Annotated in this window: 13 protein-coding genes, 1 tRNA gene and 1 pseudogene; 9 read left to right on the top strand and 6 right to left on the bottom strand. The window is 74.6% G+C overall.

Going from position 1 to position 13,598, the window contains the following annotated elements:
* Nucleotides 1–157: 157 nt before the first annotated feature.
* Nucleotides 158–580, bottom strand: coding sequence for a DUF3592 domain-containing protein (locus ITJ44_RS03755; RefSeq protein ID WP_228494477.1), 423 nt, complete (start codon nt 578–580; stop codon nt 158–160).
* Between the two features lie 36 nt (nt 581–616).
* Complete coding sequence (locus ITJ44_RS03750; RefSeq protein WP_194633401.1) at nt 617–1,255, bottom strand: MBL fold metallo-hydrolase; 639 nt, start codon at nt 1,253–1,255, stop codon at nt 617–619.
* A 168-nt stretch (nt 1,256–1,423) separates the two neighbouring features.
* Between ITJ44_RS03750 and ITJ44_RS03745 the strand changes: the two genes are divergently transcribed.
* The 4 genes from ITJ44_RS03745 to ITJ44_RS03730 all read left to right on the top strand — a co-directional run bounded on the left by ITJ44_RS03745 (nt 1,424) and on the right by ITJ44_RS03730 (nt 3,766).
* A tRNA-Glu gene (locus tag ITJ44_RS03745) sits at nt 1,424–1,499 on the top strand.
* A gap of 104 nt (nt 1,500–1,603) precedes the next feature.
* Nucleotides 1,604–2,326, top strand: coding sequence for a Type 1 glutamine amidotransferase-like domain-containing protein (locus ITJ44_RS03740; RefSeq protein ID WP_194633400.1), 723 nt, complete (start codon nt 1,604–1,606; stop codon nt 2,324–2,326).
* Between the two features lie 10 nt (nt 2,327–2,336).
* Nucleotides 2,337–3,023, top strand: coding sequence for a uracil-DNA glycosylase (locus ITJ44_RS03735; protein ID WP_194633399.1), 687 nt, complete (start codon nt 2,337–2,339; stop codon nt 3,021–3,023).
* 53 nt (nt 3,024–3,076) lie between these two features.
* Nucleotides 3,077–3,766 (top strand): GNAT family N-acetyltransferase, encoded by a 690-nt coding sequence (locus ITJ44_RS03730; protein ID WP_194633398.1) that lies wholly within the window; start codon nt 3,077–3,079, stop codon nt 3,764–3,766.
* Between the two features lie 232 nt (nt 3,767–3,998).
* Here the strand turns inward: ITJ44_RS03730 and ITJ44_RS15800 are convergent.
* Nucleotides 3,999–4,307: pseudogene (locus ITJ44_RS15800) on the bottom strand (CPBP family intramembrane glutamic endopeptidase); the annotation flags it as partial.
* Nucleotides 4,308–4,908: 601 nt separating this feature from the next.
* Here ITJ44_RS15800 and ITJ44_RS03720 point away from each other — a divergent pair.
* Both ITJ44_RS03720 and ITJ44_RS03715 read left to right on the top strand, forming a co-directional pair.
* Complete coding sequence (locus tag ITJ44_RS03720; protein ID WP_194633397.1) at nt 4,909–5,130, top strand: hypothetical protein; 222 nt, start codon at nt 4,909–4,911, stop codon at nt 5,128–5,130.
* A gap of 14 nt (nt 5,131–5,144) precedes the next feature.
* A complete protein-coding gene (locus ITJ44_RS03715) occupies nt 5,145–6,146 on the top strand; it encodes an NAD-dependent epimerase/dehydratase family protein (RefSeq protein ID WP_194633396.1) in 1,002 nt (333 codons plus the stop codon).
* Between the two features lie 84 nt (nt 6,147–6,230).
* Here the strand turns inward: ITJ44_RS03715 and hxlA are convergent, their stop codons facing one another.
* The gene (gene hxlA, locus ITJ44_RS03710; protein ID WP_063072862.1) at nt 6,231–6,854 is read right to left on the bottom strand and encodes a 3-hexulose-6-phosphate synthase; all 624 of its coding nucleotides are present in this window, start codon (nt 6,852–6,854) and stop codon (nt 6,231–6,233) included.
* Nucleotides 6,855–6,913: 59 nt separating this feature from the next.
* Nucleotides 6,914–7,525, bottom strand: coding sequence for a 6-phospho-3-hexuloisomerase (gene hxlB, locus ITJ44_RS03705; RefSeq protein WP_194633395.1), 612 nt, complete (start codon nt 7,523–7,525; stop codon nt 6,914–6,916).
* 119 nt (nt 7,526–7,644) lie between these two features.
* On the opposite strand from hxlB, the gene ITJ44_RS15795 reads away from it, so the two are divergent.
* From ITJ44_RS15795 to ITJ44_RS03690, 3 genes are all read left to right on the top strand, one after another.
* Nucleotides 7,645–8,961 carry a LuxR C-terminal-related transcriptional regulator gene (locus ITJ44_RS15795; RefSeq protein ID WP_228494476.1) on the top strand — a complete coding sequence of 439 codons (1,317 nt, stop codon included), beginning with the start codon at nt 7,645–7,647 and terminating at the stop codon, nt 8,959–8,961.
* Nucleotides 8,962–9,087: 126 nt separating this feature from the next.
* A complete protein-coding gene (locus ITJ44_RS03695; RefSeq protein ID WP_194633394.1) occupies nt 9,088–11,235 on the top strand; it encodes a bifunctional UDP-sugar hydrolase/5'-nucleotidase in 2,148 nt (715 codons plus the stop codon).
* 107 nt (nt 11,236–11,342) lie between these two features.
* The gene (locus ITJ44_RS03690) at nt 11,343–12,770 is read left to right on the top strand and encodes an amidase (RefSeq protein WP_194633393.1); all 1,428 of its coding nucleotides are present in this window, start codon (nt 11,343–11,345) and stop codon (nt 12,768–12,770) included.
* Between the two features lie 9 nt (nt 12,771–12,779).
* Here ITJ44_RS03690 and ITJ44_RS03685 read toward each other — a convergent pair whose 3' ends face one another.
* The gene (locus ITJ44_RS03685; RefSeq protein WP_194633392.1) at nt 12,780–13,517 is read right to left on the bottom strand and encodes a sulfite exporter TauE/SafE family protein; all 738 of its coding nucleotides are present in this window, start codon (nt 13,515–13,517) and stop codon (nt 12,780–12,782) included.
* Nucleotides 13,518–13,598: the final 81 nt, after the last annotated feature.

Raw genomic sequence — 13,598 nt, 5'->3', positions numbered from 1 at the left:
GAACCGGCCGCACGGGTCGGAGTGGTCCGACCGTATTGACGACACGACCGCCGGATGGGAGTACTCCCCTTCGAGGGAACAGCCTATACGGCCGCATGGACCGCGCTCGACCCGGACGGCGGATCCCCAGCTGGCCGGTCCGCCGGTGCGGAGGCCCCTACTCGAGGAAGAGCAGCACGATGCCGGCGACGGCCGCGAGCACGCCGATGCCGATGAGCACGAGCCCGGTCACCCGCAGCGCGCGGCCGTCGAGCTCGGGGGCGTGGGTGCGGACGCGCCATGGAGCGCGCGGCGCGAACCAGACGGGCGCGTCGGATCCGGCCGGGAGGTCGTGGGTCTCCGGGGTGTCGGCCGGCGCCTCGTGCACGTCGCCCTCGCCGTCGAACCAGCGCAGGACGCGCGACGCGGGGCCGTCGTCGTCGGCGGGCGCGTCCGCGACGATGCCCTCGGTCGCCGTCCACCGCCGGCCCAGGACGCGCACCGAGACACCGGCGACGTAGAGCAGGACGCCGGGGACGAGCGCGATCCAGGTGAGGAACTCGACGATGAGCGACGCCGCGGCGAGACCGTCCATCCTCATGACCCCGCGTCCGCTCGCCGAGAGCCCGAACAGGGCCTAGAGGTCGATGCTATCGCCGGGCTCGAGGGCGTGGAACTCGCCGCCGCCCTGCTCGGTCGCCCACTGGAGGCGCCCGTTCGAGATGGCCTTCCCCGCCGTGGAGAGCACCATCTCGTGCGTGGAGAACGCGCGGCGGGGCTTCACGGCGAGCACGTAGTCGATGGACTCGCTGATCTTCATCCACGGCGCGCCCGCGGGGGCCGCGAGCAGGTCGACCTCGACGCCCTCCGGGACGACGAACGAGTCGCCCGCGTAGTAGAGCGTGTCGTTCACCAGGACGCCGAGGTTGTCGACCACGGGGATCGACTCGTGGATGACGGCGTGCGTGCCGCCGAAGAAGCGCAGCGTGAAGGGGCCGACCTCGATCGTGTCCCCCGCGTGCACGACCGTGACGTCGAAGTCGGCCGCGGCGGCGGCGACGCCCTCGGGCGCGTAGACGGGCACGCCCTCGTTCTTGTCGAGGATCCGCTTGAGCTGCTCCGGGGTCCAGTGGTCGGCGTGCTCGTGCGTGATCACGATGGCGTCGGCGTTCATCGCCTCCGTGATGGGGGTGGTGAACGAGCCCGGGTCGATGAAGAGCTTGCGCCCCGACAGTTCCAGGACAAGGGCCGCGTGCTCGAGCTTCGTCAATCGCATGAGAGGAGCCAACACCGTCCGGGCGGGCAGGGCAAACCGGCGCGCGGGGGCGTCCGCGCGCGGGGAACGGGGGCGTGCGTGGCCCGCGGTGTCGGGCGGATCCGCCCGGTCGGGGCTCGATTTGGTCGGGCTGTGCGCGCTGTGGCATACTCGACGAGTTGCAAAAACGGCCCCATCGTTTAGCGGCCTAGGACACCGCCCTCTCACGGCGGTAACACCGGTTCGAATCCGGTTGGGGTCACCACCGCATCATCCCGCCCGGCTCCTCCTCACGGAGGTGCCGGGCTTTCTTCTTCCCGCCGAGCCCTCGGGGCTCAGGTGCGCGGCTCGGGCCTGTACCGTCGAGGGGTGAGTGTGCACCTGGTCGGAGGCGGCCTGTCGGATGACGACACCCCCCTCCTCGCGCGGTTCCTGTCCGAGGCGACGACGAGGGCGACCGCTGCCGCCCGGCTGGAGCCGGCCCGCATCGCCGTGGTGCTCGTGCACGACGGCCTCGGCGCCGAGTGGTTCGACCAGTACGCCGCCGCGCTCCGTGCCGCGGGCGCCTGCGAGCCGGTCGCCGTGCTCGCGCCCGAGGGCGGATCCCTCGAGGTCGCGCAGCTGCAGGACGTGGACGGCATCGTCGTCGGCGGCGGGCTCACCCCCGCGTACCGCCAGGCGCTCGAGCCGGTCTTCGGCGAGATCCGCCGCCAGGTCACCGCCGGCGTGCCGTACCTCGGCTTCTCCGCGGGTGCCGCGGTCGCCGCCGAGACCGCCATCGTCGGCGGCTGGCGCATCGGCGACGTCGAGGTCGTGCCGGAGTCCGCGAGCGAGGACCTCGACGAGGTCACCGTGGAGCAGGGCATCGGCCTCATCGACGTCGCGGTCGACGTGCACGCCGCCCAGTGGGGCACCCTCACCCGGCTCATCGCCGCGACCGAGGCGGGGCTCGTGGAGGGCGGCGTCGCCATCGACGAGCGCACCGTCCTCATCGTGGGCGAGGGACAGCTCGTCGTGGAGGGGCGCGGCAGCGTCTGGTCCGTCATCGGCTCGGAGACCGGCGTCACCGTCAGCTCTGCCGGCGCGTCCTGATCCACCGCCCGTGGCGCTGACCCTGCCCGAGCTCGTCGAGCGCGGCCTCATGGACGCCGGCTGGGCCGAGGTGCTCGCGCCGGTCGCCGACGACATCGCCCGGATGGGGGAGTGGCTGCGCGCCGAGGTCGCCGCGGGTCGCCCCTACCTGCCCGCGGGCGACCGCGTGCTGCGGGCGTTCCAGCAGCCCCTCGCCGACGTGCGCGTGCTCATCGTCGGGCAGGATCCCTATCCCACGCCCGGCCACCCCGTGGGTCTGTCGTTCTCGGTCGAGCCCGACGTGCGACCCGTGCCGCGGAGCCTCGTCAACATCCACCGGGAGCTGCGGGACGACCTCGGGATCCCGACGCCCGAGCACGGCGATCTCACGGCGTGGACCCGCAGCGGCGTGCTGCTGCTCAACCGCGTGCTCACGGTGCGGCCGGGCGCGCCCGCCTCGCACCGCGGGAAGGGCTGGGAGGCCGTGACGGAGTGCGCGATCCGCGGTCTGGCCGCGCGCGGGGGCCCGCTCGTCGCGATCCTCTGGGGCAAGGACGCGGGGACCCTCGCGCCGCTGCTCGCGCCCGTGCCGTCGATCACCTCGGTGCACCCGAGCCCGCTGTCCGCGTCGCGCGGGTTCTTCGGCTCCCGGCCCTTCAGCCGGGCGGATGCGCTGCTCGCCGAGCAGGGCGCCGGTCCCGTCGACTGGCGGCTCTGAGCTCGCCCCGCCGGATCCGGCGACCGGCGCGGCGCTCCCCGTAGGATCGCGGCATGCTCGAGGAGGAATACCAGACGAGGCGCCGCCTGCCCGCCCACCTCCGGAAGCCCGCGCCGCCGTTGCCCGTCTTCTCCTACGAGATCCGGCAGGCCGCGACGTCCGACCTCCCGGACATCCGCGAGGTCTACAACCACTACGTGATGAACAGCACCGTCACCTTCGACGAGACGCGCATGACGCTCGCCAGGTGGCGCGGGCGCTTCAGCCAGCTGGAGCGGATGGGCATGCCGTTCCTCGTCGCCGTCTCGCCGTCAGGGCAGGTGCTCGGCTACGCGCTCGTCGAGCCCGTGTCCGCGCGTCGGTCGTCGCGCACGACCGTGGAGGACTCGATCTACCTCGGAGCGGCGTCCACCGGCAAGGGGCTCGGCCGCGCGCTCCTGGAGGCGCTCGTCGAGGCGTGCCGCGAGGCGGGGATCCGCGAGGTCATCGCCGTGATCGCCGACCAGGGCGCGGACGCCTCCATCCGGCTGCACGCGTCGCTCGGCTTCACGGAGAGCGGGCGGATGGGGCGCGTCGGCTGGAAGTTCGGGCGCTGGCTCGGCACCGTCACGATGCAGCTGACGCTCCGGCCGACGGCGCAGCCGGGCCGGTGGGCGCGGACCATGCGGCGATCGACGCCTGCCGCTGCCGCTCCTGGTCCCACCACTCCCGCTCCCGCTCCCGCCGCTCCTCCTTTGCGGTGAGGGGCCGGGGCGCCACCGTCTCCACCCGGTGACGGCGCGCCCACCAGCCGGTGAGGAGCGCGGATCCCAGCACGACCGCCATCGGCAGGAGCATGAACGGGCCGCCGGTGCCGTCGCTGCGATCGAAGCTCTGCGACATCTGGCCGAGGATCACCGTGGGGATGAACAGCAGCGTGTTGTTGAGGGCGTGGATGAGGACGGGCGCCTCGAGCCCGCCCGTGAGCCGCGCGGAGAGGGTCGCCGACAGGCCGAAGACGAAGTAGTAGGCGATGAGCCACGGGTCCTCGGCGAGGTGCGCGAGGGCGAAGAGGGAGCTGGAGACCACGGCGCCGACGACGAGGGCGACGCGCGTGCTGCGGAACCAGGATCCGACCGAGCGCTGGATGAGGCCCCGGAACCCGTACTCCTCGCCGGCCGACTGCAGCGGCGTGGTGAGCAGCACGATGGCCAGGTAGAGCCAGACCTCGCCGTCGAAGCGGACCTCGCCCGACGGGTCGAGCGCGAACGTGACGCCGATGTACACGAGGAAGACGGGCACCATCACGAGCGCGACGCGGCCGAGCCAGCGCCAGCGGAAGCGGCCGGCGATCGAGGACATCGCGCCCATCCGCACGCCGAAGAGCCAGCGCTGCAGGAGCATCGAGACGGGGATCAGGGCGGCGAGCGACAGGTTCGTGGCGAGCAGGACGACGGGCGTCATGGTGGTGAGGGACGCCTCGTCGGAGGGGTCCATCCGGCCCGTGAGGATCTCGATGAGGATGGCGACGCCGCCGAACACGAGCGAGAGGGCGAAGAACGCGACGCCGAACAGGACGAGCGCGACGATCCCGCGCCACGGGCCGCCGGTGTCGCGGAGGCCGTGGTGGTACGGGACCGGCGGGCGCTCGGGCAGCGGCGGGAGCTCCGGCGGGAACCCGGCGGGCATCCCGAGCGCCGCGGGCGCGACCGGGTCGACGGGCGGGGCCATCGGCGGCGCGGAGGGCGGGACGGGATCGGGGACGGTCGGCTCCTGTGCGCTCATGCCGCCACGGTACGCGGGGTGGTCGGGACGCGGATCCACCCGATGGCGGAGGGCGGGCGGCGGACGGCGCGGGGGCGCCGTCGCGGTCCCGCGTACGGTGGACGGGACGAGAGGCGCACCCATGCAGCAGGACCGGCACGAGGACCAGGGGCACGACGAGGCCCGCGACGCCGACTTCGCGGAGAAGCGGCACGAGCAGCTGACGACGGCGCCGAAGGCGGTGGAGTCGGATGCGGCGCCGCGCGTCGACGTCACCGAGCAGGAGGGCGGCGTCACGCGCGTCGACGTCGCGGAGACCGCGTCGGTGCGGCCCGGGAAGACGACCCCGGCCCGCGAGTCGTGAGAGACGCGCAGATCGTGGGTGACGCGCAGGCCGGCGGGGCGGCCCCGCGCGACGTGCTCGTCCTCGGCGGCACCGCGTGGATCGGCCGGCTCGTCGCGGAGCGGCTGGCGGCGCGCGGCGACCGGGTGACGTGCCTCGCGCGCGGCACGGGCGGATCCGCACCCGACCTCACGCGCTTCGTCGCGGCCGACCGCGACCTGCCCGACGCGTACGCGGCCGTCGCCGACGCGGAATGGGACGCGGTCGTCGACCTCACCTCCTCGGCCGAGCACGCGCGCTCCGCCGTGGCCGCGCTGAGCGAACGCGCCCGGCACTGGACGTTCGTCAGCACCGTGTCCGTGTACGCGTCGTTCGCGCATCCCGGCGACGACGAGACGGCGGCGCTCGTGGATCCGGTCGACCTCGCGGAGTACGGCCAGGCGAAGGTCGCGGCCGAGCGCGCGGTGACCGCGGCGCTCGCCGGCAGGCGGATGATCGTGCGCCCCGGCCTCATCACCGGACCCGACGACGACAGCGACCGGTTCGGCTACTGGCCGGCCCGGTTCGCGCTCGCGGGCGACGCGCCGGTGCTCGTGCCGGACGCCGCCGACCGCCGATCCCAGGTGATCGACGCGCGCGACCTGGCCGACCTGATCGTCGACGTCGGCGTCCGCGGGCTCGACGGCGTGGTGGACGCGGTGGGCGAGAGCGTTCCGCTGGCGGACGTGCTGGACCTCGCGGCGGAGGCGGCGGGATCCACGGGCGAGCGGGTGGTCGCGACCGACGCCCAGCTGGCGCACGCGGACGTCCGGCGCTGGGCCGGACCGCGTTCTCTGCCGCTGTGGCTGCCGGGCACGGCCGCCGGGATGCTGGCGCGCAGCGACGCGGGGATCCGCGCGCTCGGGGTCCGGCGGCGACCGCTCCCCGAGACGATGCGCGACGTGCTCGCCGACGAGCGGGAGCGCGGGCTCGACCGGCCGCGTCTCTCCGGCCTCACGCGCGACGAGGAGCTCGAGGTGCTGGCGACGCTCGGCTGAGCGGAGAGGCGCACAAGCGCCCCACGCACGAGCGCCGCGCCCCCGTCGAGGACGGGAGCGCGGCGCTCGGGATGAGGCGGGGGATCAGCGGATCGCGGCCCGCAGCTCGGCGGCGGCCGCGGCCGGGTCGTCGGCCGAGTAGATCGCGCCGCCCGCGACGGCGACCACGGCGCCCGCGTCCTGCACGTCGCCGATGGTGCCGGGCTTCACGCCGCCCGCGACCGAGAACGCGACGCCGGACGCCTTGCCGGCCTCCAGCAGGTCGCCGAACGTGTAGCCGTCCTCCGCCTGCTCGTCGAGGCCCGCGTGCATCTCCACGAACTCGGCCCCGAGCTCGGTGACCTCCTTCGCGCGGGTCGCCTTGTCGGCGACGCCGATCAGGTCGACGACGATGCCCTTGCCGTGCTTCTTGGCGGCCTTCACGGCGCCCGCGATGGTGCTGTCGCCCGCGACGCCGAGGACGGTGACGAGGTCGGCGCCCGCGGAGAACGCGATGTCGGCCTCGAGCTCGCCGGCGTCCATCGTCTTCAGGTCGGCGAAGACGATCTTGTCGGGGTGGGCCTCCTTGATCGCGGTGATCGCGGAGAGGCCCTCGGCCTTGATGAGCGGGGTGCCCAGCTCGATGATGTCGACGTGCGGCGCGGCCTTGCCGGCCAGCTCGAGCGCGTCCTTCGTCGTGAGCACGTCCATGGCTACCTGGAGCTTCATGCGGTTCCTCTTCCTGTCGTGATGCGTGTCGTGGTGGTGGGGGATCGAGCGACCGACGGTCACTCGAGGTTCGCGTGACGCGGCCACAGCTCGTCGGCCGTGAGGCCGGACGCCTGCCACAGCGCGTGGAACACGGCGTCGCCGACGAGCGCGACCGAGAGCTCGAAGAGCCCACCCGCGTACTGCGCCGAGACCGTGCCGCCGTGGTCCTGCTTGGCGGCCGCGGGGATCAGCACGGTCACGTCCGCGAGGTCGGCGAGCGGCGATTCGTCGGCCGTCGTGAGCGCGACGATCCGGGCGCCGACCTCGTGCGCGGTCTCGGCGGCGCTCACGATGCCGGCCGTGGTGCCGGACCCGCTCGCGACCAGGAGGACGTCGCCGTCCTCGATGGCGGGCGACGTGGCCTCGCCGACGACGTGCGCGTCGAGCCCCAGGTGCATGAACCGCATGGCGGTCATGCGGAGCGCCAGGCCCGAGCGGCCGGCGCCGAGCGCGAAGACGCGGCGGCCGTCGCGGATCACGCGGGCGGCCTCGTCGAGGCGCGCGGCGAGGTCCGGGTCGGTGAGCGCGCGGGCGACGCGGGCGTTCTCCTCCGAGATGAGGGTCAGCGCGGCGGCCACGTCGACGGAGGCGTCGCCGGTCGGATGGGGGTCGGGCGTCGTGTTCGTCACCTGTCGAGGGTGCTCCTCGCGGCCCGTCCGTGCGGCCCACCCGATGGGTGGATCCACCTACCCGTCCGAGCAGGTCGCCGTCGCCGGAGCGGCGGATCGGGTGGGCGTACGGTGGCGGGATGCCGTCCCGGACCCACCCCGCCGATCCCTCCGCCCGCTCCGCCGCCGACCAGGTCGCGCTCCTCGACGCTCTGCACGACGCGCTCGCCGCCCCACTGCAGGAGGTCGCGGAGGCGCTGTCCGCGCTGCTGCAGCCCGTGGTCGCGCACCGCGCCCTCGTGATCTTCACCGAGGACTGCACCGGCCGCCCGCGCAAGAAGGCGGGCGAGGCGGAGGTGGTGGAGAACGTGACCATCGCCGAGCTCGACCGGATCCTCGCGAGCCTCGCCGACGGATCCGCCGCCGGGGACGCCGCCGACGCGGGCTCCGCCTGGGCCGTCGCGCACCGCGTCGGCGGCCGGCCGCGGACGATCGCCGCCTGGCGCGCCGACACCGGCGCGCTCCTCGTGCTCGTCGATCCCGTCGCCGCGGGCGACGACGTGCCCGCCGCCCGCGAGCTGGTGCGGGCGCTGTGGCGGAGCGTCGCCCACGGGATCCGGCAGCAGGTGGCCGCCGCGCCACCCGCCTACCTCGCGGAGGCGCGGGCCGTCTCCTCCGAGCGCGCCCGCGTCGTCTCCGAGCTGGGCGACGCGCACGCCACCACCCTCGAGTCGCTCCTCGCCGTGCTGCGCTCCTCGCGCACCGGCGACGCGGCCGCCCGGCAGACCGCGGCCGACCTCGCGACCAACGCCATGGTCGAGCTGCGCGCCGCGAGCGACCGCGACCGCTCGCTCGGCGAGGAGCCCGTGGCGCGCGCCTTCGCCCGGCTCCGCGACGACCTGCGGCCGCTCGTGCGCTTCCGCGACCTCGACGTGCAGTTCGTGGAGCCGCCCGTCGACGGCCGCGCGCTCCCCGGCGAGGTCGCGCACGCGGGTCGGGCCATCGTGCGCGGCGCCGTGCTCGCGCTCGTCGAGCAGCCGGACGTGACGCGCGTGCGCATCCAGTGGGATTGCGACGGCAGCAACCTGCTCGTCGGGATCCGCGACGACGGCGCAGGGGCCACCACCGCCGACCTCGACGCGCTCCGCCGCCTCACCGACCGCGTGGCCGCGCTCGACGGCACGCTCGACGTGACGGCGACGCCCGGCTGGGGCTCCGAGATCGCGGTGCGCCTGCCGCTCGATGCGCCCGCGGCCGGCCTCGACGCCGCGGGGGATGCGGGGCTGAGCGCGCGCGAGCGGGAGGTGCTCGCGCTCGTGGCCGGGGGATCCCGCAACCGCGCCATCGCGACCTCGCTCGGGATCAGCGAGAACACCGTGAAGTTCCACGTCGCGAACCTGCTGAGGAAGATGGGCGCGTCGACGCGCGCCGAGCTCGCCGGGCTCGTGCGGGGCTGAGCCGACCGGATGCGATGGCTCCGCGGCAGGGCGGCGCTCGCAGCGGACGCCGGTGTTAACCCCACGGAAACCTCAGCTCCGTAAGGTAATGGTCACCGCCGCCCGCCCGAACGAGGATGTCCCCGCATGCGCCCTGCTCCCACCCGCCGCCCGTCCGGAGCCCGGCGCTCCGGCGCCCTCGCCCTCGTGGTGGGACTGTCCGCCACCGCCGTCCTCGGCCTCGGCGCCGCGCCCGCCTCCGCTGCGGAGGGCGACGTCGCGATCGACGTCTACTCGATCAACGACTTCCACGGCCGCCTCGAGACCACGTCGTCCACCGCGGGCGCCGCCGTCATCTCCGGCGCCTTCCAGCAGGCGAAGGCCGCCAACCCCAACAGCACGCTCATCAGCGCGGGCGACAACATCGGCGCGTCGACGTTCACCTCGCTGTCGCAGCAGGACCAGCCGACCCTCGACGCGCTGAACGCCATGGGCGTCTCCGTCTCCACGCTCGGCAACCACGAGTTCGACCAGGGCCGCGACGACGTCGACGGCCGCGTCGTCCCCGCGTCCGACTTCCCCTACATCTCGGCGAACCTCTACGAGAAGGGCACGAAGGAGCACGCCTACGCCGCGTACGACGTGCAGGACATCGACGGCGTGCGCGTCGCGTTCGTCGGCGCCACCACGGAGGCGCTGCCGGAGCTCGTGAGCCCGGCCGGGATCGCGACGCTCGACGTCGGCGGCGTCGTCGACGCCTCCACCGCCACCGCTCGCGCGCTCCGCGACGGCGACGACGCGAACGGCGAGGCCGACGTGGTCGTCCTCGTCGTGCACGAGGGCGCGTCCACCTCCGACGAGTCGTCCCTCACCGACGACTCGGTGTTCGGCCGCATCGTCACGGGCGTCCAGAGCGACGTCGACGCCGTGATCTCGGGCCACACCCACCTCGGCTACGACTACGACCTCCCCGTCCCGGGCAAGGCCCTGCCGCTCCCCGTGCTGCAGACCGGCAGCTACGGGACCAACCTCGGGCACCTGTCGCTCACGGTGGACCCCGCCACCAAGGCGCTGACCTCCATCTCGAGCGAGCTCGTGCCGCTGCTCACCGCCGACGGCAAGCCGGCGTTCCCGGCGGATCCCGCGGTGCAGCGCATCGTCGACGCCGCGGTCGCGAAGGCCGAGGTCATCGGCAGCCGCACCGTCGGCGAGATCACGGGCGACATCACGCGCGCCCGCCAGGCGGACGGCTCCGAGAACCGCGGCGGCGAGTCCACCATCGGCAACCTCGTCGCCGACGCGCAGCTGTGGGCGACGCAGGCCGACCTCGGCACCGAGATCGCCTTCATGAACCCGGGAGGCGTCCGCCAGGACCTCACCGTCGCGTCCTCCGGCACCGGCGACGCGGAGGGCGAGGTGACCTACAAGGAGGCCGCCATCGTGCAGCCGTTCGCCAACACGCTCACCACCGCGAAGATCACGGGCGCGGGCATCAAGGCCGTGCTCGAGCAGCAGTGGCAGCCCGAGGGCTCGTCGCGGCCGTTCCTCAAGCTCGGCCTCTCGCGCGACCTCACCTACACGTACGACCCGACGGCCGCGCGCGGCGAGCGGATCACGGGCGTGTTCTTCCAGGGCGCGCCGGTGGATCCCGCGCGCGTCTTCACGATGGTGGCGAACAGCTTCCTCGCGGAGGGCGGCGACAACTTCACGGAGCTCGCGAACACGACCGGGCAGAGCGACTCGGGTCGCATCGACCTCACCGCGTTCGTCGACTACATCACCGAGTTCTCGCCCGTCGAGCCCGACTCGGCGACGCGCTCCGTCGGCGTCGTCGACACGACGGGCCAGGCTCCCCGGGCGGGCCAGGAGCGCAGCTACGCGCTCTCCTCGCTGCTCGTCTCGAACGCGCCCGTGCAGGACACCGAGGTCGTGACGCTCATCGACGGCCAGGAGGTCGCGCGCACCCCGATCGACGCCGCGGTGGTCGACACGACCGACGAGCAGGGGCGCGCGAGCGTCCGGTTCACCGTCCCGGCCGACCTCGCCGCGGGACCGCATCAGCTCGCGTTCCTGCTGCCGAGCACGGGCGCCTCGGTGCTCTACGCGCTCGACACGTCGGCGGGATCCGTCGTCCCGTCCGGCACGGGCACGGTGGCCGCGCCGAGCTCGGAGCCGACGCTCGCCGCGACCGGATCCGAGGCGGGCCCCGTCCTCGGCACCTCGCTCGCCGCGCTCGCGCTGGGCCTCGCGCTCGTCGCCTTCCGCCGCCGCATGTCGGGGGCCGCGCGCCGCTGACGAGCGCACCCGTGACGGACGGGGCGGCTGCCGGGACGACCGGCGCCCGCCCCGTCCGCTCATCCGCGGCCGGTCGCCCCCTCCCGACCCCGGCCTACGCTGGAGCGGTGTTCGAACTCCACCACCTCAGCGCCCAGGACCAGTGGGACCAGCTCCAGCGCGGCGAGGTCACCCCGACCGAGCTCGTGACGCACTACCTCGAGCGCATCGAGCGGCTGGATCCGGGCCTCGGCGCCTTCACGACCGTCACCGCCGACCGCGCCCTCGCGCGCGCCCGGTACGTCGAGCGCGAGGTGCCGCGCACCGCGCCGCTCTGGGGGCTGCCGTTCGGCGACAAGGACCTCTCCGAGCGCGCCGGCGTCCGCACGACGTTCGGCTCGCGCCTCTTCCGCGACCACGTGTCCGAGCGCACCGACGCGATCCCGCAGGCGCTCGACGACGCGGGCGGCATCAGCCTCGGCAAGACCAGCGCGCCCGAGTTCGGCCTGCCGTCGTACACCGAGAGCCTCGTCGCCCCGCCCGCGCGCACGCCCTGGGACACGACGCGCGGCGCCGGCGGATCCAGCGGGGGAGCGGCCGTCGCGGTCGCCGCGGGCCTCCTCCCGTTCGCCCCCGGATCCGACGGCGGCGGCTCCGTGCGCATCCCCGCGGCGGCCACCGGGCTCGTCGGCCTGAAGCCGTCGCGTGGGCTGGTGCCCGCGGGCTCCGGCCAGGAGTCGCTCGCGGGCCTCGTGGTGCCCGGCCCGCTCGCGCGCAGCGTCGCGGATGCCGCCATGCTGCTCGACGCGATGATCGGCCGGGTCAACGGCCGCATCGCCCACCCCTTCACCCTGCGCGCGCCCGACGACGGCGACGGCGACCTGCTCGGCGCCGCCGTCCGCGGCGAGGGCCGCTTCCAGATCGGCGTGATGACCACGACGCCGTGGGACGACGCGTACGAGATCGTCCGCGACGCTTCCGCCGACGACGCGCTCGCGCTCGCCGTGCGCGAGCTGGCGACCATGGGCCACGGCCTCGAGGACCTCGCGCTCCGCCCCGACCCCACCTACGCGCCCGCGTTCCGCACCATCTGGCAGGCCGGTGCCGCGGGGATCCCCGCCGAGGGCGACCAGCTGGAGCTCCTCGAGCCGCTCACCCGCTGGCTCGTCGAGCGCGGCCGGGCCCTCTCCGCGCGCGACCTCGCCCGCGCGCTCGCGCAGCTCACGGCCTTCGAGCGCAGCGTCATCGCCCAGTTCGCGCACGTCGACGCCGTGCTCACGCCCGCGCTCGCGCAGGAGCCGCGGCCGATCGGCTGGTACGACGCCGAGGACGGCGAGCGGAACTTCGCCCAGCAGGTGCGGTACACGCCGTACACGTCGTTCGCGAACGTCACGGGCCTGCCCGCGATCACGCTGCCCGTCCACCTCACCGACGACGGCCTCCCGATGGGCGTGCAGCTCGTCGGGAAGCCGGGCGGCGAGGCGACCCTCCTCGCGATCGGACGGCAGCTCGAGCGGCGCCTGCCGTGGCAGCGCCGGCACCCGCCGCAGTGGTGAGCGGGCGGATCAGACGAGTCCGCCGACGCCCTTGACGATCGCCGTCACCGCGCCCGCGAAGGCGAGCACCACGACGGCGGCGCGCGCCCCGCGGGCCGGGATCCGCGGCGCCAGCAGCGTGCCCGCGCCGACGCCCGCGACGAGCGTCACCACGATGCCGACCCACGCGGCCGGGCCCAGGTCCGGCCAGCGGTCGGGCGCCAGCACGAGCTTCGTGAGGAGCGACACGGCGCCCGTGGTGAGGAAGAACGGCTGCAGGGTCGCCGCGAAGCCGCGCTGATCCCATCGGCTCACCACCGCGTAGACGCTCACGCTCGGGCCGCCGATGCCCGCTGCCGCGTTCATCACGCCCGCCGCGAAGCCGAAGCCGGCCATCACGCCCGGGCCGTCGATCACCCGGGTCGTACGGCGCAGGGCGAGCGAGGTCGTGAGCGCGGCGACGAGCAGCAGCCCGATGCCGATCTCGAGCGCCGGCTCCGGCAGCAGGTAGGCGAGCAGCGCGCCGGGCACGATGCCGACGACCGCGGGCCCGGCGAGCAGGAGGTAGCGGCGCCACTCCACGTCGCGGCGGACGCCCGCGAGGATCAGGGACGCGGAGAGCACGCTGCAGAGGTTGACGATCATGACGCCGTCGAAGGGCCCGAGCAGGATCACGAGCACCGGCGCCACCACGAGCGCGAAGCCGAGACCCGTCACGCGCTGCGCGACCGCGCCCACGAACACGGCGACGAGGACGGGGGTGATCACCCTGACATCCTCCCGTGGATCCCGGCCCCGATCCGCCGCCGGACCTCGCCGCCGGAGGTAAGGCATGCCATACTTAGGCTG

Origin of the sequence: Clavibacter sp. VKM Ac-2873 (assembly GCF_015351075.1) — a bacterium.
Classification (GTDB): domain Bacteria; phylum Actinomycetota; class Actinomycetes; order Actinomycetales; family Microbacteriaceae; genus Clavibacter.
The sequence above is the reverse complement of the archived record's forward strand: the minus strand, read 5'-3'. Positions and strand labels throughout refer to the sequence as shown.